Annotated in this window: 20 protein-coding genes; 10 read left to right on the top strand and 10 right to left on the bottom strand. The window is 69.0% G+C overall.

All coding sequences use genetic code 11. The features are described 5' to 3' along the window. Positions 1–555 precede the first annotated feature (555 nt). The gene (locus ABT340_RS22860) at positions 556–2,067 is read left to right on the top strand and encodes a DUF2079 domain-containing protein (protein ID WP_352012822.1); all 1,512 of its coding nucleotides are present in this window, start codon (positions 556–558) and stop codon (positions 2,065–2,067) included. 226 nt (positions 2,068–2,293) lie between these two features. Here the strand turns inward: ABT340_RS22860 and ABT340_RS22865 are convergent, their stop codons facing one another. The 3 genes from ABT340_RS22865 to ABT340_RS22875 all read right to left on the bottom strand — a co-directional run bounded on the left by ABT340_RS22865 (position 2,294) and on the right by ABT340_RS22875 (position 6,044). Then, positions 2,294–3,229, bottom strand: coding sequence for a phosphotransferase family protein (locus ABT340_RS22865; RefSeq protein WP_352012823.1), 936 nt, complete (start codon positions 3,227–3,229; stop codon positions 2,294–2,296). A gap of 349 nt (positions 3,230–3,578) precedes the next feature. Next, positions 3,579–5,015 carry an MFS transporter gene (locus ABT340_RS22870; RefSeq protein WP_352012824.1) on the bottom strand — a complete coding sequence of 479 codons (1,437 nt, stop codon included), beginning with the start codon at positions 5,013–5,015 and terminating at the stop codon, positions 3,579–3,581. Between the two features lie 402 nt (positions 5,016–5,417). Continuing rightward, on the bottom strand, positions 5,418–6,044 hold the full coding sequence (locus ABT340_RS22875) for a TetR/AcrR family transcriptional regulator (protein WP_352012825.1): 627 nt from the start codon (positions 6,042–6,044) through the stop codon (positions 5,418–5,420). 136 nt (positions 6,045–6,180) lie between these two features. Here ABT340_RS22875 and ABT340_RS22880 point away from each other — a divergent pair, with 136 nt between their 5' ends. From ABT340_RS22880 to ABT340_RS22895, 4 genes are all read left to right on the top strand, one after another. Beyond that, on the top strand, positions 6,181–6,930 hold the full coding sequence (locus ABT340_RS22880) for an HXXEE domain-containing protein (protein WP_352012826.1): 750 nt from the start codon (positions 6,181–6,183) through the stop codon (positions 6,928–6,930). A gap of 147 nt (positions 6,931–7,077) precedes the next feature. Next, the gene (locus ABT340_RS22885) at positions 7,078–7,227 is read left to right on the top strand and encodes a hypothetical protein (protein ID WP_352012827.1); all 150 of its coding nucleotides are present in this window, start codon (positions 7,078–7,080) and stop codon (positions 7,225–7,227) included. 247 nt (positions 7,228–7,474) lie between these two features. After that, the gene (locus ABT340_RS22890; protein WP_352012828.1) at positions 7,475–7,792 is read left to right on the top strand and encodes a hypothetical protein; all 318 of its coding nucleotides are present in this window, start codon (positions 7,475–7,477) and stop codon (positions 7,790–7,792) included. Between the two features lie 112 nt (positions 7,793–7,904). Further along, positions 7,905–8,885, top strand: coding sequence for a hypothetical protein (locus ABT340_RS22895; protein WP_352012829.1), 981 nt, complete (start codon positions 7,905–7,907; stop codon positions 8,883–8,885). Here ABT340_RS22895 and ABT340_RS22900 read toward each other — a convergent pair. Together ABT340_RS22900 and ABT340_RS22905 are read right to left on the bottom strand one after the other, a co-directional pair. Next, entirely contained in the window at positions 8,870–9,265 is a 396-nt protein-coding gene (locus ABT340_RS22900) for a winged helix-turn-helix transcriptional regulator (protein ID WP_352012830.1), read from the bottom strand. The two genes, ABT340_RS22895 and ABT340_RS22900, sit on opposite strands and share 16 nt — an antisense overlap. A 216-nt stretch (positions 9,266–9,481) precedes the next feature. Beyond that, entirely contained in the window at positions 9,482–9,769 is a 288-nt protein-coding gene (locus ABT340_RS22905) for a hypothetical protein (RefSeq protein WP_352012831.1), read from the bottom strand. Positions 9,770–10,030: 261 nt separating this feature from the next. Here ABT340_RS22905 and ABT340_RS22910 point away from each other — a divergent pair, with 261 nt between their 5' ends. The 4 genes from ABT340_RS22910 (at position 10,031) to ABT340_RS22925 (ending at position 12,471) form a co-directional block, all read left to right on the top strand. Beyond that, complete coding sequence (locus ABT340_RS22910; protein WP_352012832.1) at positions 10,031–10,855, top strand: NAD(P)H-binding protein; 825 nt, start codon at positions 10,031–10,033, stop codon at positions 10,853–10,855. An 85-nt stretch (positions 10,856–10,940) separates the two neighbouring features. After that, positions 10,941–11,552, top strand: coding sequence for a TetR/AcrR family transcriptional regulator (locus ABT340_RS22915; RefSeq protein WP_352012833.1), 612 nt, complete (start codon positions 10,941–10,943; stop codon positions 11,550–11,552). Continuing rightward, entirely contained in the window at positions 11,543–12,052 is a 510-nt protein-coding gene (locus ABT340_RS22920; RefSeq protein ID WP_352012834.1) for a cupin domain-containing protein, read from the top strand. Before ABT340_RS22915 ends, ABT340_RS22920 begins: the two co-directional genes overlap by 10 nt. Continuing rightward, positions 12,052–12,471, top strand: a complete 420-nt coding sequence (locus ABT340_RS22925) for a DUF4267 domain-containing protein (protein WP_352012835.1) — start codon at positions 12,052–12,054, stop codon at positions 12,469–12,471. The genes ABT340_RS22920 and ABT340_RS22925 overlap by 1 nt, the downstream gene beginning before the upstream one ends. A gap of 49 nt (positions 12,472–12,520) precedes the next feature. On the opposite strand, the gene ABT340_RS22930 is transcribed toward ABT340_RS22925, so the two are convergent. The 3 genes from ABT340_RS22930 to ABT340_RS22940 all read right to left on the bottom strand — a co-directional run bounded on the left by ABT340_RS22930 (position 12,521) and on the right by ABT340_RS22940 (position 14,034). Continuing rightward, entirely contained in the window at positions 12,521–12,964 is a 444-nt protein-coding gene (locus ABT340_RS22930) for a GNAT family N-acetyltransferase (protein ID WP_352012836.1), read from the bottom strand. A gap of 135 nt (positions 12,965–13,099) precedes the next feature. Further along, positions 13,100–13,450, bottom strand: coding sequence for a hypothetical protein (locus tag ABT340_RS22935; protein ID WP_352012837.1), 351 nt, complete (start codon positions 13,448–13,450; stop codon positions 13,100–13,102). 176 nt (positions 13,451–13,626) lie between these two features. Then, the gene (locus ABT340_RS22940; protein WP_352012838.1) at positions 13,627–14,034 is read right to left on the bottom strand and encodes a hypothetical protein; all 408 of its coding nucleotides are present in this window, start codon (positions 14,032–14,034) and stop codon (positions 13,627–13,629) included. A gap of 453 nt (positions 14,035–14,487) precedes the next feature. Between ABT340_RS22940 and ABT340_RS22945 the strand changes: the two genes are divergently transcribed. Further along, entirely contained in the window at positions 14,488–16,023 is a 1,536-nt protein-coding gene (locus tag ABT340_RS22945; protein ID WP_352012839.1) for a DUF2079 domain-containing protein, read from the top strand. A gap of 3 nt (positions 16,024–16,026) precedes the next feature. Here ABT340_RS22945 and helR read toward each other — a convergent pair whose 3' ends face one another. Beyond that, a complete protein-coding gene (gene helR / locus ABT340_RS22950) occupies positions 16,027–18,210 on the bottom strand; it encodes an RNA polymerase recycling motor ATPase HelR (RefSeq protein WP_352012840.1) in 2,184 nt (727 codons plus the stop codon). Beyond that, the gene (locus ABT340_RS22955; RefSeq protein ID WP_352012841.1) at positions 18,207–19,427 is read right to left on the bottom strand and encodes a glycosyltransferase; all 1,221 of its coding nucleotides are present in this window, start codon (positions 19,425–19,427) and stop codon (positions 18,207–18,209) included. The genes helR and ABT340_RS22955 overlap by 4 nt, the downstream gene beginning before the upstream one ends. Positions 19,428–19,455: the final 28 nt, after the last annotated feature.

The following is a 19,455-nucleotide window of genomic DNA, read 5'->3' on the forward strand; positions in this document are numbered from 1 at the left end:
ACAGTAATCTGAAAAGGTCGCGGACCGTATGTTGTGGCCACACGGGTTTTCGATGCGTCGGGTTCCGGTTTGCGATCGTGCACTTGGGCCGCCCTGAAGCGAAAAAAGGCATTGTCAAGATTCAAGTGCACAGCAGGGTTGCCGCGGGCGGGAGGCCTGGGAACCACACCCGCCACGGGGCATCCGTAGATGCAGTAGAGAGGCTAATCGCGCAGCTCTCCCGGGCGGGACCGCCTCGGTGGCTTTTGGCGCCGCCCTGCTCGCCGCCAACGCTGATTACAACGGTGGCTGCGCCATTGCCCACTGTCAGGGCTCCGGTACCGGCTGGTGTGACGGCACTGGGCCGCAGAAATACCAGATCGGCGTCAAGTGTGGGAACAACGTCTGGTACTGGAGCGCCGGAGCGAAGGCCTTCGGCGACCGGACCGGCCTGAGTGCCTACTGCCCGAGTGGGTACGCCTCCCTCAACCACGGCTGGCGCCGGTACTGACATTCACTTGTCGCGGTTGGCCGATACGTCGGCCAACCGCGGCGTTTTCGTTCAGTATGGAGCGCATGCGATCAAGAGCCGAAGATGAAAGCGTGCGGACAGAGCCGTCCTTGGGCCTCTCCGGCGGTTCCCCGTTTTTTCGCCACCGGGTTTTCGTGGGTTTGATGGTGGTCGTGGGGGCCGTCGTGTACGGTACGCTGGGGCTTGTCAAGTTCTACACGTTCCGCGTGGGCGTCTACGATCTGGTGATATTCGATCAGGGCGTCCGTGGCTATGCGAATTTTTCGGAACCTCTGTCGTACGTCAAGGGAAACTGGGAAACCCCGGGTGTTCCGTTCTCCCTGCTGGGGGATCATTTATCTCCGATACTGGTGCTGCTGGCGCCCTTGTACTGGATATATGACGGTCCGGAGACACTGATCGTCGCGCAGGCGATACTTTTCTCCCTGGCCGTGGTGCCCCTCTGGACGTTCGTGCGCCGGACTCTGGGAGTGCCCGCCGCCTATTTCGTGTCCGTCGCCTACCTGCTCTCGTGGCCCATCGCGGAGGCGGTTTCGTTCCACTTCCACGAGTACGCTTTCGTCCCTCTCCTGACCGCCCTGGTTTTCGAGAGGATAAGCGCCGGAAAGCTCGCTCAGACGATCCCGTTCCTGGCCCTTGTCCTTGCGGTCAAAGAGGACATGGGAATTTTCGTGGCCGGACTTGGTGTCGGGCTGGCGTTGACGCGTGGAAGGCGTTTGTTCGGGGCCACGCTGTTCGTCTGTGGTGCCCTCTACATGTACCTCGCCACGCATGTGGTGATTCCGTTTTTCGGTGGCCAGGCCGATCGCTACTGGTACTACTCGTTCTGGGGGGCCGATCAGTCGGATGCGATCGTCGGGGTCATCACCCGGCCGCACGATGTGGTGACCACTCTTTTCAGCCCCGGCGTCAAGGCGTGGACCGTGCTGCTCCTCCTGGGGCCGTTGTTCTTTCTGTGCCTGGCCTCGCCGTACATGCTCGCTCCGGGAGCGGTGCTGCTGGCCAGGATGCTGGCCACCGACCCTGGCGCGTCCGGCTGGTGGAGCACCCATTACCACTACAACTCCGCCGTCGTCATGGCACTCGTCTGTGCGGGGGTCGACGGCCTGGCACGTGTTCGGCGTCGTGCGCGTAAGGAGGTGTCGCGCCCTGCCACGCTGTACCTCCCGGCGGGAATGGCGCTCATGATGGTCGGGACAGTGCCGTTCTTCGCGTTGGGGAATCTGTTCTCACCCGCGTGGTACCGAACGCCCGACCGCGTACCCGCCGCCGTCGCGGCGCTGGCCACTGTCCCGGACGGGGTACTGGTCGAGACCGCGAACAGTCTGGGGCCACAGATCTCCGCGAGAACACACGTCGTGGCCTGGGCCGCGAAAACCGCCGAACGGCCCCAGAGAGCGCCGTGGGTCGTCGCCGATCTCGACGAGAGGCAACCCCATTTCGCCTCGGTCGCCGACCAGGCTTCGGATGTGGCGGCTCTGCAGAAACGTGGTTACCGCAAGGTCTTCTCCGAAAAGGGATACGTGGTCCTGTGCGCTCCGGCGGCGTGCCGCTGACGCCACGGGTGCCGATCGCCTGTGCCACCTGGCCTGGCGCGGCCTGGGGGAGCAGTGTCTTCAGGTCGGTGAACGAGATGCCGGTGGAGCCGACGGGGCGAGAGCCGTACTGGGTGGCCCAGAACCGGGCCGGGGTCGCCGCCGAAGAGCGGGAAAGGGCGGTCGGCGCCCACGGTGACGGACGGCAGAAGGCCGTCCGGGTCGTCGGGGAGGTCCGGGCGAGGCATCAGGACAGATCGGCCCAAGGGGCCGGTGGAGCTGAGGCGAAGAAGCGGAGGAGGCCAAGAAGCCGGCTGGCCGGAGGGGCGGTCCAGTGGCGTTCGTCCGGGCGCGGGACGGGATCTTTCAGGCGTCCAAGTGCCCAGGTGAGGTGGAACCACAGCACGCGGGCTTCCCAGATCGGCGCGCTCGTTGAGGTTTCCTGGCCGGTTTGCTGTCGGTAGCCGTCGAGCATGGCCGGGACGCCGGCGAGGGGCACCTTGGCGAAGTCGACAGCGGGGTCGGCCCATGCGGCATCACCCCAGTCCACGATGCCGTTGAGCTGGGTCGTCTTCGGGGAGACGAGCAGGTTCTGCGGAGCGATGTCGCCGTGAACCAGGACCATGGGCGGGCTGGTGGGGAGATGGGGCGAGAGCCGGTCGAACCATCCGGTGAGCCAGCGGGCGGTCCCGGCGTCGATCCAGCCGTCCTTGAGGAGGCGGTCGGTGAGCGCCCAGGGGTCTGTGACGTCGTTGTCCACGGGGACGCCGGTAAGGGCCGGCGCGGTGGCCGGGGAGAGCCGGTGCAGTTTGCCCAGCTCTCGCCCCACGTTCCGGAAGAGATGCTCGGTGTCGGCGGCGGGTGGTTCGAGGCGTGCGAGATCTACTCCCCGCGTTCGGGTGAGCACCATGTAGGGCACGTCCACCACCGAACAGGTGTCATCGAAGGCGACGACTTCCGGAGCGCGCACGCCGACGTGCAGGGCGAGGGGAATGACCGCGGACTCCTTGACCAGGTCCGGGAGGAACCGCTCGGCCCGTGGGACGCGCAGGACCAGGTCGTCTCCGAGAAGGAAGACATGGTTGGCCACCCCCTGCGGGAGGGGCCGCACCTGCTCGGCGCTGATCCCGTGCAGGCCGGCGATGGCGGCCAAGATCTCGTTGCTCGTCTCGTGTTCCACCATGACGAAGCATGCTGGCACAGACGGCTGGGCGCCGTTTCCCCCTTTTCGACCGCTGACGGCGGCGGGGTCTCACACAAGGTCGGGGTGATCGAAACGCCCGGAACCCTGGACCTCCTGGTCTGATCGATGCCCTGCGATGCGCCCGTTGTGCCCGCTGAGGTCACCCGGTCCCAAGACGACGCGGCAGCGGCGGACCAGGACGAACCTGCCGCCCGACAGGCTTTCAGGCGGCCGGCCGGCAGGTTCGCTCGACGACCCTAGATGACGATCGACCTCGCTCCTGACGTGATCAACATGCCCGACAACCCTTGGATACCGGTCAGGCGTGTGTCCCGAACCCTCACATGCCCTACATGTCCGACCGCCGAGAGTCACTCAAGACAACGGTGCCCCCGGCACGCGAGCCGGGGAGCCTGAGGGCGGCCAGGACGGCTGTCAGCATGACGGCGCCCAGGACGTGGACGGCGACGCGCATTCCCTCGGCGGAGGTGGCGGCCAGGGCCTGCCCTTCGATGTCACGGTTGGCGACGGCCACAAGCACCGCCAGGCCCACGGCGGTTCCCACCTGCAGCGCGGTTGAGGCGACCCCGGAGGCCAGGCCCTGTTCGTCCGCCGGGACGCCGGTGCCCGCGGCGATCCACATGGCCTCGTAGGTGACGCCCATGCCCAGGCCGATGACGACGACCCCGGTCAGGACGGTGAGGAAGGATCCGCCCACGTGCATGCCGGGGGCCAGGAGCACGGCGCCCACGGCGTTGAGGACGATGCCGACGACCAGCGTGTTCCGGGTGCCGAACCGGTGGATCAGCCGCTCGCTGAGGAAGTTGCCCGCGGTGATCGACAGCGTCGGGCCGAGGAACGCCAGCCCGGTCTCCAGGGCGCTGAAGCCGAGGACGTTCTGGAAGTACAGCGTCAGGAAGTACGGCACGGCCTGCATCGTCAACCCGAAGACGAGGATGACCACGACCCCTCCGCTGAACGCGCGGTTGCGGAACAGCCGCAGCGGCATCAGCGGTGTCCGGCCGCGGGCCTGGACGCGCAGGAACACGACCAGCAGGACCACCGCGAGAGCGGCCGCGGCGATCACCTCGGTCCGTCCCCAGCCGACCTCGGAGCCGTGCGCCACCGCGAAGATCAACAGCGTGACGCCCGCGGTACCGGTCAGGGTTCCCGGAACGTCGACGCCTCCTCTGGTGACACGGCCGTCGGAGGGCAGCAGGGCGAAGGCGGCGACGGCCCCCACGGTGGCCAACGGGACGTTGACGTAGAACACGGCCTGCCAGCCCAGCGCCTGGGTGAGCACCCCGCCGACCAGCGCGCCCACGGTGAGCCCGCCTGCGCCCGCCATGGCCCAGACCGTCAGGGCGCGGTTGCGTTCCCTGCCCTCGGCGAAGGTGGTGTTGACCAGGGCCAGCACCGCGGGGAACAGCACCGCGCCGGCGAGGCCCTGCAAGGCGCGCGCGGTGAGCAGTACCGCCGGGGTCGTGGCCAGGCCGCCCAGTACGGAGGCCACGCCGTACAGCGCCATGCCGAGCACGAACATCCGCCGACGCCCGATCAGGTCGGACAGCCGGCCGCCGAACAGCAGGAAGCCTCCGTAGAGGACGGCGTACGCGGTGATCACCCATTGCAGGGTGTGCGGTGTGAAGCCAACATCGGTCGCGATGTCGGGCAGAGCCACATAGATGATGGTGAAGTCGAGACTGATGATCAGGTGCCCGAGCGCGAGCAGCGCGAGGCTCCGCCCCGGCCGTCGGCTGCGGGGCGGGGACTGGGTCGTGGACATGGGTGTGCCTTTCGTCCGTGTGTGGTTCGGTGGCCTGTCATGGCTGCACCGGGACCGGCGGACACTTGTTGGCACACCCTCTGAGGGCGCTGGGGTGGGCGGCGCCCGGACTTGGCCCGTCCGGTCCGGTCATCGCCCCTCCCCTCTTCACGTGCGCTGCGCTGTCTGGCACGACTATGCCGCTCGCCGTGTTCCACGGCATCGGACGCCCGGTCGGCGCGATCCGGGACCTTGGACCTAGGACCTGTTTTGTGGACCTTCCGCTCCGAACGACCCGAGCCCTGGAGGGCTTGCCTGGGTGATCCCGTCTGCCGTCCGGTGCGGCGACGGTCGCGTGTGATGTTCCTTTGATGTTCTGGGGTGTTTGCGGCGGGACGGGGCCTTGGGCGGTGGCTGCTCGGCTCAGGTGGTGGCGGGCTCGGGGCGGCCCAGGGGGCCGGCGAGGTAGTGCTGGACGGTGGGGGCGACGGCGGCGAGGAGGACGGGCAGGTCGCGGTCGGCCAGGGCAGGGAGCCGGAGCAGGTGGCGGCCCAGCGCGATGCCGAACAGGTGGTTGAGTGCCAGGGCCAGGCGCAGGTCCGGGTCGTCGCCGGGCAGCAGGGAGAGGACGTCTTCGGGCAGGGCGGCGGTGAGCTGCGCGCGCAGCTGCTCGCGGGCGCCTTCGTGGGCGAAGGCCGACGTCACCGTGGCGCTCAGGGACCCGGCCAGGCCGGGGTCCTCCCACAGCGACAGGTAGGCGAGGGTCAGGCGCTCGCCGAGCTCTCCGACGGGCCCGTCGAAGGCCCCCCGGACCTGCTGGACCGCCTGGCCGGGCAGCTGGAGGGTGGCGGCGAACAGGCCGTCCTTGTTGCCGAAGTAGTGGGCCAGCAGCGCGACGTCGACCCCCGCCGCCGCGGCGATCGACCGCATGGTCGCCCCCCGGAACCCCTTGGCCGCGAACTCGTGCCTGGCCGCGGCCAGGATGCGGTCCCGGTTACGGCCATCGCCGCCGGGCGGCCGCCCGGGACGCTCGGAGTCCTTCTCGCCCATGTCAGGCACTCTATCCGATATCAACAGCTGTTGACATCAACAAGTGTTGAAATACAGTGTGGTGGTCCGGATCCCGATGGGCGACCCGCGTCCGGCAGCGGATCCGCACCGAGAACCCCTGGAAGGCACCCCGCGCATGTTCTCCACATTCGATCTTGAATTCGCCTGGATCGGCCTCGGAGCCGCGATCGTCCTGACGGTCGCCCTCCTGACGACCGATGCGCTGCGCGGCGGCCGCGCCCTGCCCCGGTGGAAGGACCCGACCTGGCTGGGCTGGGTCGCCGTCGTCGTGTACCTGTTCCACAACATCGAGGAGTACGGCATCGCCGCCGACGGCGCCCACCACGCCTTCCCCGACTTCCTGTGCACCACGCTCAACCGGGGCGCCTATCCGGAATGCCCGATCCCGACAGAGTTCTATCTGTTCGTCAACATCGGATTGGTCTGGGTCGTGGCGGTGATCTGCGCCCTGCTCGCCGGCAAGTACGTGATGATGGGGTTCGCGTTCTACAGCATCGTCATCGTCAACTGCTTCGTCCACATCGTCCCCGCCCTCGCCACCGGCACGTACAACCCGGGGCTGCTCACCGCGGTCGTGATGTTCCTGCCCGCCTCGGCCTGGATGATCGGCGTCTTCCTCAAGCACCAGGACCCGCCGCTCGGCAAGTGGCGCCTGCTCGGCGTCGTCGGCATCGGTGTGGCCGCCCACGGCGCCCTGCTGCTCACGATCAACCTGTTCCTGAACGACGTCATCTCCGGACCCGTCCTCGACCTGCTGCAGCTCCTCAACGCAGGCCTCGTCCTGCTGGTCGGCGCCCTCCTCCAAAGGTCCCTGCCCCCGGCACACGCCGCGACGGCGAAGACCGGCACCCAAGCCGCCCGCTGAACGACGCGAGACCCTTTCCGCACACGGCCGCCGGCCAGGAGCCGTCGGCGGCCGAGGGTCGCGGCACCGTGGTCGTCGATGACGGGGCACCATGAAGAACCGGCTGCGCGAACCGCGTGCGGCCCGCCGATGGGGTCAGGCGGACCGGTGCCAGGTCTCCTGGCGGCCGTCAACGTCATCGAGACCGAGCGGTACGACCCCGGCCCGCCCCTGGCCTTCGCCATCGCCGACGTCTTCGGCCTGAGCGGTCTCCTCTGCCATCGAGAATGGCAGTTTTGCCGTCTGGTGTGGCGATAATCGCGCGTGATACTTCTTTGGTTGATAAGCGACCAGGAGCTCTCCGGCCATAATGCCGAATATATTCATGGTTTCGGTTCTTCAAGTGGCCGGATGTAATCAGGCGCAGAGTCGGGCCTGAAACTGGATAAGGCGGAAACAAAGGCCTTGGCCGGAATTCTGGCGCATGGCAGGACTGCCGCGGGCGGGAGGCCTGGAAAACACACCCGCCCACGGAAAAATCCGTAGACGTATTAGGGAGGTTACTATGCGGACACGCATACGCGCAGCTCTCCTGGGTGGGATCGCCTCGGCGGCCTTCGGTGCCGCCCTGCTCGCCGCCCCCGCCGCCAATGCCGACTGGAACGGTACCTGTGCCATTTCCTACTACCAGCAGTCCGGAACCGGCCATGCCACCGGCTGGTGCGGCGGCACCGGACCGGAGAAATACCAGATCGGCGTCAAGTGCGCGAACGGTCTCTGGTACTGGAGCCTTTTCGCGAAGGACTTCGGCGACACCACCGGCCTGACCGCCGACTGCCCGACCGGATACGCCGCCGTCGGTTACGACTGGCGTCGTTTCTGACATTTCCGGGAACCAAGGGTCCCGGGCCGTTTCTGAGAGGGGGCTGAGACCCTCTGAGAGGAGGCTGAGAGCGACCTAAAGGTCAGTGTCCCGTCTCGTCATACTCCAGTACATGTCGATTCCAGAGGCGGCGTCCGTGGGGCCGAGGTGGCGTGCCGTACGGCAGGGCGCCGGATACTGCGCGGCCGGGACGATGTCGTTGTATCTGCTGGTCAAGGTGATCTGGGTGGCGAGGCTGCTGCTCGGCGGCGGTTCGTGGGAGGCCGAGACGCAGGTGGCCGACTGGGCGCTGCTCAACGCGTTGACCGTGGTGATGGCGGCGGCCGGGGTGGCGCTCGGGCTGTCACTGGCCCGGCCCTGGGGAATGCGGATCCCGGCGCCGTTGCTGCTGCTCCCCGCCTGGACGGCCGCGGGTTTCCTGGTGCCGATGCTGCCCTACATGGTGGTGAGCGCTCTGCTCGGCGACGGGAACACCGAGGAGGGAGCACGTGCCGTGAGCGTCGCCGAGCCTGCGGCGGCCGGATGGGAGATGGCGTTCCTGGCCGTCGGTTTCGCCGGGATGGGGCTGGGCCTGGCCGTCGGACTGCCGATCTATCTGCGGGAACGGTGGCCCTGGGCGTTCCTGGGCCGGGTCGGCGACCTCCCCCGGGTCCGTCCCACCTGGCGGGCGAACGCCGTACGGGCGGCACTTGCCGTCGCGGCGGGCTTGGGGGTGATGTGGTCGTTCTGGGCGGTCGGCGGCACCGTGGGGCTCCGCGCCGACCTCGGTCTGAACGGCCGGTTGCTCGCCGCCACCTCCGGTGTGTGGGCGTTCGCCGCGGCGGGAGGCGTCTGTGTGCTGACCGCCCGGGTGGCCAGGCGGCTGCCCGTGTGGTTCCCGATGGCGGTGGCCTTCGCCGGATCGGGCTTCCTGACCGCGTGGAGCGGCTGGAAGCTGGGCATCTCCGCCTTCGGTCCCGACGGCTTCGCGCCCCGGGAACACCTTCCCGTCGCGTTCGCCGGGAACGTCCTGGCGGTCGCCGCCGGGGTCGTCATGGTGGGCGCCGTGCTCCAGGTGTACCGGTCCCGGGCCGGAGCTCAGCGGGCGTCGTAGTCGTCGCGGTTCGCGAGAACCTCGGCCATGTGTGTCTGCGCCCAGCTTCTGAGCCCGCGCGTCATGTGGTGGAGCGAGCGGCCGAGGTCGGTCAGCTCGTAGGAGACGGTGACGGGGACGGTCGGCGTCACGGTGCGGGTGAGCAGGCCGTCGCGCTCCAGTGACCGTAGCGTCTGGGTCAGCATCTTCTGGCTGACCCCGGCCAGAAGCCGGGCGAGTTCGGAGTAGCGCATCGCCCTACCGGGGTCGTCGTCGCCGCCCAGCGCGCACAGGATCAGGACGACCCACTTGTCCGAGATCCGGGCGAGCAGTTGCCGGCTGGGGCACTCCGCCAGGAACGCGTCGTACTCCACCTTGGCCTGGGCCGCCTTCGTCGTCACTGGTCGCACCTCTCACCGGCGGACGGGTTACGCGCTCCAAAGTACCTACTTCCCCATGGGAAGTTCCTCTCCGATGCCGATGCCGATGCCGATGCCGATGCCGATGCAGGCGCCGCCTTGGGCGCACGACGAGAGGCGTCACGATGAGTACACCCGGTGGCTCCTGGACCCTGGGTGACCTGGCCGAACTGGACGGCATCGGCCGCTGGACGGCCTTCAGGAGGATGCCTCGTCGCCGATGGCGCGGAGGACCTCGGAGAGCCAGACGAACCCGTATCCCACGACGCGGTCGGGATCGGAGAGCATGTCGTCCAGGTAGCCCCACGAATCGGACAGCGCGCCGATCGTGAGGTCTCGCGGCTCGTTGTAGACGTCGTAGGCCTGGTCGCGGGGCACGGACCAGAACTCCTCGGCGTTGATCTCCACCACCTGCCCACCGGCGTTGATCCGTTCCATGAGCAGGTCGAAGACGCCTTTGAGCTTCTCCACGGGGATCTCGACCATCAGCGTCCTTCCTGAGGCACCTGGCGTTTCCCTCGATTGTTCGCCGATCCGGTCTCGCCCTCCTGGCGGAGCCGCCCGTCGCCGGTCGGCGGCTCCGGGAACGGTCACGCCTCCGAGCCCGGCGGTCCCACGCGATCCGTTGTGAGTCAGTTGCCCAACTCAGATTGGACAAGCAAGAGGCGGTCCGCTAGCTTTGTTTTCAGTTGGTCAACTAACTAACAAAGCGGCGAAGCGATTCGCCATCCTGGAACGGGGAGAGTCATGATCGTTGTTACGGGTGCCACCGGGAACGTCGGCCGTGCGCTGGTGCGGGAGCTCGTCGAGGCCGGGCAGCAGGTGACGGCGGTGGCCCGCCGGATCGAGGCGACCGACGTCCCGGCCGGGGTTCGCGCCGTGACCGCGGACCTGGGAGACGCCGACAGTCTTTCCGGCGCGCTTTCCGGTGCCAAGGCGCTGTTCCTGCTGGTCGCCGGGGAGGACCCGGCCGGGGTGCTGGCGAGGGCGAAGGCCGCAGGGGTGGCCAGGGTGGTGCTGCTGTCCTCCCAGGGGGTGGGCACCCGGCCCGGCGGCGCCTACGCGCACGCCGCCGGTTTCGAGCAGGCCGTGGCCGCCTCCGGGTTGGAGTTCACGGTGCTGCGTTCGGGCGGAATGGCCTCCAACGCGTTCGCCTGGGCCGAGCCGATCCGCGCGCACCGGACCGCCGCCGCCCCGTTCGCCGAGGTCGGGCTGCCGTTCGTCGACCCCGACGACGTCGCGGCGGTGGCCGCCGCCGTACTGACCGGTGACGGGCACGATGGCGCGACCTACGTGCTCACCGGCCCGGCGCCGACCACGCCGAGGCAGCGGGCCGAGGCGATCGGGCGGGCGATCGGCGAGCCGGTGACGTTCGTCGAGCAGACCCGCGAGCAGGCGCACGCGCAGATGTCGGCGTTCATGCCCGCCCCGGTGGTGGAGGGCACGCTGTCCATCCTCGGCGAGCCCACCGAGGCCGAGCAGGCGGTCAGCCCCGACGTGGAGCGCGTCCTCGGCCGTCCGGCCACGCCGTTCGCCGCCTGGGCGACGCGCAACGCCGCCGCGTTCCGCTGACCGGCCCCCGCGTCTTTTACGAAACCAGAGTTGCGCAATTGGAGGGCGGAGGGGTAGCTTTTATTTCGCAACAAGGGTTTCGTAAATGGGGGTCGCGATGGCGCCGCGCGGACGACCGCGTGACACGCAGGTGGACGAACGGGTGCTCCGGATCGCCGCCGCGCTGATCTTCGAGCGCGGTTACGCCGGGCTGTCCGTCGACGAGGTGGCCGAGCAGGCGGGCGTGGCCAAGACCACGCTGTACCGCCGCTGGCCGACCAAGGACCACCTGGCCGTCGCGGTGGTGGCCCGGCTGCAGGCCGACGACGAGATCACCGACACCGGGGACATCCGGACCGACCTCGTCGACTACCTGGAGAAGATCGCCGCCGGGCTCAACCGGATGCGTGCCGCGGGTGGCAACAGGGGCCCGTCCGCGGGAGCCGTCGGCGAACTCGTGGGCGCCGCGGCCAGGCACGAGGACATCGGCCGGTTGGGCCGTGAGCAGTACGCCAGACGCAACGCCATCGCGCTCGCCCTGATCGAGCGCGCCCGGCTACGCGGCGAACTGCGCGCCGACCTCGACGCCGAGGTGCTGTTCGACCAGCTCGCGGGGGCCCTCTACTACCGAGTAATGATCACCGGCGCACCGATCGACCGGGCCTACGCGGAACGGCTCGTCTCCTGCGCGCTCGAAGGGAACATGACATGTCGCTGATCGCGGAAACCGCCGTCGTCCGAGAGGTCGACGCCGAGACCATCGTCTCGGCCACCGCCACCGGGCGGTTGCTGCTCGACTCCAGCGACACCGGCGGCGCGCTGAGCACCCTCAGGATGACCCTCACCGAGGGCGCGGACGGTGCCGTGCCCCACCACCACGCCACCTCGACCGAGCTGTTCTACATCCTGGACGGCAAGGCCCGCATCCTGGCGGGCGAGGAGATCGTGACGCTGGGGGCGGGTGACGTGGCGGCCGTGCCCCCGATGACGCCGCACGCCTTCGCCGCCGCTCCCGGCCACACCGCCGACCTCCTCATCGTCGTCGCCCCGGGCATCCAGCGCTTCGAGTACTTCCGGCTGCTCGACCGGCTGCGCAGGGGAGAGGCCACGCTTGAGGAACTGCTGGCCTCCCAGGAGCTGTACGACAACCACTTCCTCGACAGCCCGGTCTGGACCCGTGACCGCCAGGCGTCCACCAACGGTGGAGGAGGGCTCTGATGCTCACGAAGATCGGTACCGTCCTCGCCGTCGTCGGCGCCCTGTTCATCGGCTACATCGGGGTGAGCTACCTTGTCGCACCCCAGTCCATGGCGCCCGACTTCGGCCTGCCGAGCTGGCCGCAGGGCGAAGGAGCCGGCTTCCTCGCGGTCAAGGGGATCCGGGACGTGGTCTCCGGCCTGGTGATCCTCGCGATCACCCTGACCGGCAACCGCCGAGTCCTGGGGTGGGCCATGCTGGCCATCGCGCTCACTCCGGTCGGTGACATGCTCCTCGTGCTGCTCTCCGGTGGAACGCCCGCGATCGCCTTCGGCGTGCACGGCGCGACCGCGGCCATGGTCGCCCTCACCGGAGGTCTCCTGCTGAGCGGCCCCCGCCCCAAGCCCGCCACGTCCTTCACGACCCCGCTGGTCTCGTGATCCTCGCTACCGGCCGGGCCGGGTGAACGCCCCTCGTGAGTCCACGGCCTCACGAGGGGCGGGCGAGGTAGGCCGTCTTGGCGTCGGAGGAGAAACCGCACGCCCGGTAGAACGCGTGGGTGGCGGGCCTGCTCGACCCCGTCAGCAGCATCACCTTGTAACAGCCCGCGTCCCAGGCGGCCCGAAGCGTACCGGCCATGACCTGTTTGCCCAGCCCCGTGCCCCGCAGGCTCTCCTCGACCACGACGTTCTCGATGACGGCGTACGGCGACGCGGAGCGGGTGAGATTCGGGATCACGTTCAGATACGCCGTGGCGACCACGGCCCCCTCGGCTTCGAGTACGAACAGATGCAGGCCGGGCGAGTCCAGGATCCGCGTGAAGGTCACTACGTCGGACCCGTCACTCAGGACCGGGTCCTTCGGCTGCAACTGCCGATAGAGACGCATGACACCGGCGAAGTCATCGGGCACGGCCTCACGGAAGACGATCATGGCCGCAGACTAACGCCTCCGTACCCGGCCTCAGGCGTCCTTGTCGGCGTATGAGAAGGGACAACCGGTCTGTACCGGCCGCCCCTCGTACGCACGTGTAGGACGGGCGCCCCGGCTCGGAACCGCCTGGCCGGATCAGGGCTTCCAGTCCGCGCAGGAGTATCCCCATCCGGGCTTCAGCTCGCAGAGCTCGATCCTCCGGATGTCCTTGGAGAGGTTCGCGCTCAGGCCGGGCCCCGGGCCGGTGGTGAGCGTTCCGCCGCCTCCGTCGTAGTACTCCCAGTTGACCTTGGCCGAGCTGGAACCGCCGGTCCACACCCAGACCCACGACTCGGCCCCGCTGCCCGGGTTGTTGTCGAACTGGGCCTGGCTGCTCTTGTAGTAGACGGTGGTGGCGGCCGCGGCGGGTTGCGCGGTGAGAGTCGTTCCGGCGACGGTCACCGCCATCGTGACGGCGACGGTGCGGGTCAGGCTCCTGAGTTTCAACAAACCTCTTCCCTTGCCTTTCGCGGATCAGGGGCACCCACACGACGGACGGCGGGTATCCACCTGTCAGCATCCGTCACCGGCGCCGAGTCGTCATCGGGAGCCGCTGTCCATATCCGGCCATATCCGTCTATTGCCGACAGTTGGGTGGCCGGGAGGCTCCCCAGGCGGAGCGGTCACTTCTTCCTGGGGAAGGCGGGGCCGCGGGTGATGACGGCGACGGCGATGAGGGCGAGCCCCGACAGGCCCTGGAGCACGGCGTACCACGCGGGGCAGAGGCCGGGGATCAGGTCGACGCCGATGATCGCGATCGGCATGACGACGGACAGGGTGCGCACCCGGTCGAAGGCCTTGGCGGACCCCTCCTCGGCCCGGACGGTCATCCGGTGGAGCAGCGGGGCGATCGCGAGCATGACGACCGCCCGGACCCACATGAACGAGGTCGCCTCGCCGCCGATGAGGGCCATCACGGCGACCGTTCCCAGGACGACGGCGCTGATGGCACCGAAGAGCAGGACGTACTTCCTCGCCGCCGCGAAGGCCTCCTGGGCGCGGGCGTCGCCGGTGCTCGTCATCTCGTTCATGGGTCCTTCTCCTCCGTGTCGCTGTGGTGACGACGCTACGGAGATCCCAACCGGCCCAGTATGAGGGTGGCCGTACGGAAGGGTGGGGCTAGACCCACTCTCGAGCGGGCCGTCGTTCGGCCGCCCGCGTCGGTGTCCGTGTCGAGGGTTTCCACAGCCGACGCCTTGGGTCACCGGTCCTTCTCGGTGAGTGCCGATCGGTCGGATCGGCTGTGTCGGATGCCGGAAAGATTCAGGAAATCTCGATTTCAGGGAGAAAACACGTACGGGGTCCGAGGCCGCCGAGGGCGTTGATCCTGCCGGACTTCGGCCGATAAATCACCAAAAAGTCGGCATTCCTGCCAAAAGGTAGGTAAGCTGATCATGTACCGAAGAAGCTGCCGGTCGAATCCCGTCACAGGGGGAGATCAGCAGCTTTCTTGTTTTCCCGAGGTCTCCGTACGGAGAGGACGCATGGCCGGAACTCTGAGCAGAAGGAAATCGCCGGCGGCGTTCCGGGCCCCGGAGGAGAGGCTGAGCAGGGCACCTCTTCTTGTCCTCACCGTTCTTTCCGCCGTGTTCTACTCCGCGTACTCCCTCATATCGTTCGCCAGGTTCCGGGCGAGCGCCTACGATTTGGTGATCTTCGATCAGGCGGTGCGTTCGTATTCGCACCTGGGGCCGCCGGTGGCCATGGTGAAAGGTGTCCACAACGGCTTCGGTGACCAGTTCTCGATATTGGGGGACCACTGGTCGCCCATCCTGGCCCTGCTTTCCCCGTTCTACTGGGTGCACGACGGTCCGGAGACCCTGCTCGTCCTGCAGGCGATACTTCTGGCGTCGGCGATACCGTTTCTCTGGAGATACGCCTTCAGGGCGTTCGGCGCCGGTCCTGTGGTCTCCAGGTACGGCGCCGAGCGCATGGCGTACTGCGTCGCCGTCGCCTATGCGATCTCCTGGCCCGTCGCGGAGGCCGTCGCCTTCGACTTCCACGAGGTCGCCTTCGTTCCGCTGCTGACGGCCGTTCTCCTTGAGCGCCACCAGGCGGGCAGGAGGTGGCACGTCCTGCTGGCCGCCTTCCTGATCCTGCAGGTCAAGGAGGACATGGGGCTTCTCGTGGCCGGTGTGGGACTGTTCTTCATCACCAGGAAGGGGGACCGCGCCCTCGGGACGCTCTTCGTGCTGGTCGGCGCGACGGCGGCCTGTCTGTGCACCCAGGTCCTCATCCCGCACTTCGGCGGCCGGGCGGACTACTACTGGGCCTACTCGGGGCTGGGCCGTGATTTCAGAGAGGCCGCGCTGCGTGCTTTGACGCATCCGTTCGACGCCGTCTCCCTGCTCGCCACGCCTCCCGTCAAGATCCAGACCGTGGTTCTGCTCCTCGCCCCGCTCCTTTTCGCCTCGGTCATGTCGCCCGTCACCGTCGCCGCCGTTCCGTTGCTGATGGAGCGAATGCTCTCAAGCTCTTTCCCGAACTGGTGGGAGCCGAAATACCACTACAACGCATTCATCGTGATGGTGGTGTTCATCGGGGGAGTCGACGGATATCGAAGAATGGCGGCCCGCATACGATCCCGGACGTCACCGGAGCCAGACGCGAAGAACCCCGGACGGCTTCTCCGCGTCGTTCGAGGATGGCCTTCACTGGTCCTTCTGGTCAGTGTCGCGATGATTCCCTTCTTCGCGTTCGGAAGGTTCTTCAGCGTGGGTTTCCACGCCTCGACGACCCGGACGGAGGCGGCTGCCGCAGCCGTTGCCGTCGTTCCCGATAACGCCCTGGTCGAAGCCGCGAACAATGTCGCCCCCGCTCTCTCAAGCCGGACCAGGACGTTGTTGTGGGACAGAACCGTACGCTGGGCCCCCTGGGTGGTCGCGGACGTCGGAAAGCACGCCTTCCCGTTCCCGTCACTCGACGAGCAGACCGCACGGGTCGACTTCCTGCTCAGGAACGACTACCGCGTCGCCTTCTCGTCGGGCGGCTACGTGGTGCTCTCCCGGGTCCGGAGCTGATGCTCAGGGGGTCGTGAGGATGACCAGGCGTTGGGTGGCCCGGGTCATGGCGACGTAGCGGTCCACGGCTCCCGCTATGCCTTCGCCGTACCTGTCGGGATCGACGAGGACGACCAGGTCGAACTCCAGGCCCTTGGCCAGTTCCGGGGTGAGGGAGCGGACGCGGGGGGTTTCCCGGAAGGCGGGATGGCCGATGACGCAGGCGACCCCCTCGGCGTGCTCGGCGAGCCAGGTGCCGAGGATCGTGTCCAGGTCGGAGACGGGGCCGTGCAGGACGGGGACGCCGACACTGCGGATGGAGACCGGCACGTTGGCGTCGGGAAGCGCGGCCCGGATGACCGGTTCGGCCTCGGCCATGACCTCCTCAGGCGTCCGGTAGTTGACGCTGAGGGAGGCCAGGGCGATCTGGTCGAGACCGACGCGTTCGAGGCGTTCCTGCCACGACTCGGTGAACCCGTGCCTGGCCTGGGCGCGGTCTCCGACGACGGTGAAACTGCGGGACGGGCAGCGGGAGAGCAGCATCTGCCATTCGGCGTCGGTCAGCTCCTGGGCCTCGTCCACGACGATGTGCGCGAACGGCCCGGCCAGCGGGTCCTTCTCGGCGCCGGGCAGTACGGTCTCGTCGTCCAGGGAGTTGCGCATGTCCTCCCCGCGCAGCATCGTCACCAGTCCCTCACCGTCGGGGTCGGCCTCGATCAGGTTGTCCACGACCCGTGACATGCGCTCACGCTGGGCGGCGAGGGCGGCGTTCTGCCGACGCCTGCGCCGGGCCGCCTCGGGGTCGCCGAGCCGCTGGCGTGCCGCGTCGAGCAGCGGCAGGTCGGAGACCGTCCAGGCCTGGGCGTTCTCCCGCTGGAGCCTGCGGATCTCGTCGCGGTCGAGCCAGGGGGCGCACAGCCGCAGGTAGGCCGGCACCGTCCAGAGGTCCCCGACGAGGTCGGTCGCCTCAAGCAGCGGCCACGCGCGGTTGAAGGCCTTGACCAGCTCCCGGTTGCCCGTCAACGACCTGCGCAGCAGATGGGCGGGGGCCTCCTCGTCGCCGTGCTTGTCCACCAGGATCGTGAGCAGCTCCTCCCAGATCTGGCCGCGCGCCTCGTTGTGCGGGGTGCCTGGGTCCGGTACGGCGAACGCCTCGGCCCAGTCGTCGGCGCCCAGCCAGATGTCCGACCAGTGCGTCGTGACCGTCATCCCCTCGGTCGGCGGGTTCTCGTAGAACCTGACGGCCTTGTCGATCGCCCCCACCAGGTCGGCGGACGACTTCAGCCGGGCCACCTCGGGATCGGCCTCGACCGCCGCGGAGCCCCCCTCGGGGACGAGGTCACGCAGGGTGCACAGCCGTACGCCCTCCTCGCCGAGGCTGGGCAGGACGTCGGCGACGTAGGCGAGGTACGGCTGGTGGGGGCCGACGAACAGCACGCCGCCCCGGTTGTGCCCGAGACGCGGGTCGGAGTAGAGGAGGTAGGCCGAACGGTGCAGGGCGACGACGGTCTTGCCGGTGCCGGGGCCGCCGTCCACGACGAGGGCGCCACGGGACCCGGCGCGGATGATGGCGTCCTGGTCGGCCTGGATGGTGCCCAGCACGTCCCGCATCCTGGCCGACCGGTTGGTCCCCAGGCTGGCGATGAAGGCGGACTGGTCGTCGAGTGCGGCGTGCCCCTCGAACCCGTCCTGGGTGAACACCTCGTCCCAGTAGTCGTTGATCCGGCCCCGGGTCCAGCGGTATCTCCTGCGGCTGGCCAGCCCCATCGGGTTGGCGTGGGTGGCGCCGAAGAACGGCTCCGCCGCCGGGGAACGCCAGTCGAGCAGCAGTCTGCGGCCCTCACTGTCGGTGAGACCGAGCCGCCCGATGTAGACGGGTTCGGGGTCGTCCGTACCGACCATGTGCCCGAGGCACAGGTCCAGGCCGAAGCGGCGCAGGGTGCGCAGGCGGGCGGTCAGCCGGTGGACCTGCATGTCCCGGTCCATCGCCTGCCGTCCCGCGCCGCCGGGAGCCTTGAGTTCGGCGTCGAGCCGGTCGGACAGTTCGGCGATCGACTGTTCGAGACTCTCCGCGATGGCCGCGAAGTGCCGCTCGTCACGGGCGATCAGCGCCGGTACGGCCTTGGCGGCGAGGCCCTCGGGAAGGTCGAACGCGCTGACGGTCTTCACATCGGTTCCGATCTTGTTCGGCGGTTCTGAGCGGTTCACGGCCTCTTCCCGCCGATCATGTCGAGCAGCAGCCGCGCGGCCACCGCCGTACCGTCGGCGCGGACCGTGTCGGCCACGGCGGTCGCCCGCGCCCGGGTCTCGGGGCTCAGTATGGCCCCGAGCGCGGCCGACAGGGACTCGGCCGTCGGGGCCGGGCCGTCGTGCGCCACGCCGACGCCCAGTTCGGCCACCCTGCCCGCCCAGTACGGCTGGTCGGCGGCCTGGGGCACGACCACCTGGAGCGCGCCCGCCCGGGTGGCCGTCGTCGTGGTGCCCGCGCCGCCGTGGTGCACGACGGCGGCCACCCGGGCGAACAGCGCCTGGTGGTTGACCTCGCCGACGACGAAACAGTCGTCCCGGCCGCCGATCGGGGCCAGGTCGGCCCAGCCACGGGCGAGGACCACACGACGGCCCCGTGCCCGGACCGCCTCGACGACCGCCTCGGCTTTCACGGACCGCATGGGCATGCTGCCGAAGCCCACGTAGACCGGGGGCTCCCCGGCGTCGAGGAAGGCCGTCAGCTCGGCCGGGAGCGGCCGTTCGTCGGGCAGCGTCCACGCGCCGGTCTGCACGACGTCGAGTTCCGGCGTCTCCCGCCACGGGTCCAGGACCGGGTCCGTCGCCAGCCATGGCCGCTCGCCGACGACGTAGCCACGGACGTCGTCGACCGGCGGCAGCCCGGCCGCCGTCCGGTTGACGTTGAGCGCCTCACCGAACAGTTCGTTGATATTGCGGGCGTCCAGGTCCCACAGCGTCCGCCTGTCGGTCACCTCGGGCGGGAACGGCCTGCCCGGATAGGCCAGCGGCGCGTGGTACGGCGACGGCAGGGTGAGCTGCTGGAAGGTCACGGAGACCGAGGGGACGCCCAGCCGTTCGGCCACCGAGAGCGCGCCCGCGGCGGCGGGCATCATGCCGGTCGCCACCAGCGCGTCGCACCCCTCGGCCGCCGGGACGAGCGCCTCGAACTGGCCGGCGATCACCTCGGCCGCACGCCGGGGCAGGTCTCCCGCGGACGGCGGAGCCGCCGTCGTCAGCGCACGGGCCGACGGCCCGACCGGAACCAGCGGGACACCGACCCCGGCCAGCCGCCGGGCGAAGTCCTCGTCCGGCGGCGCGCACACCCGCACCTCCACGCCGTGTTCCCGCAGCCGCACCGCCAGCGCCACCAGTGGTTCGACGTCCCCTCGCGAGCCGTACGTCGACAACACCACACGCATTCCGCGTCCCCCGTTTTCGCAGATCCTG

Origin of the sequence: Streptosporangium sp. NPDC000239 (genome assembly GCF_040300765.1) — a bacterium.
Taxonomy (GTDB): domain Bacteria; phylum Actinomycetota; class Actinomycetes; order Streptosporangiales; family Streptosporangiaceae; genus Streptosporangium.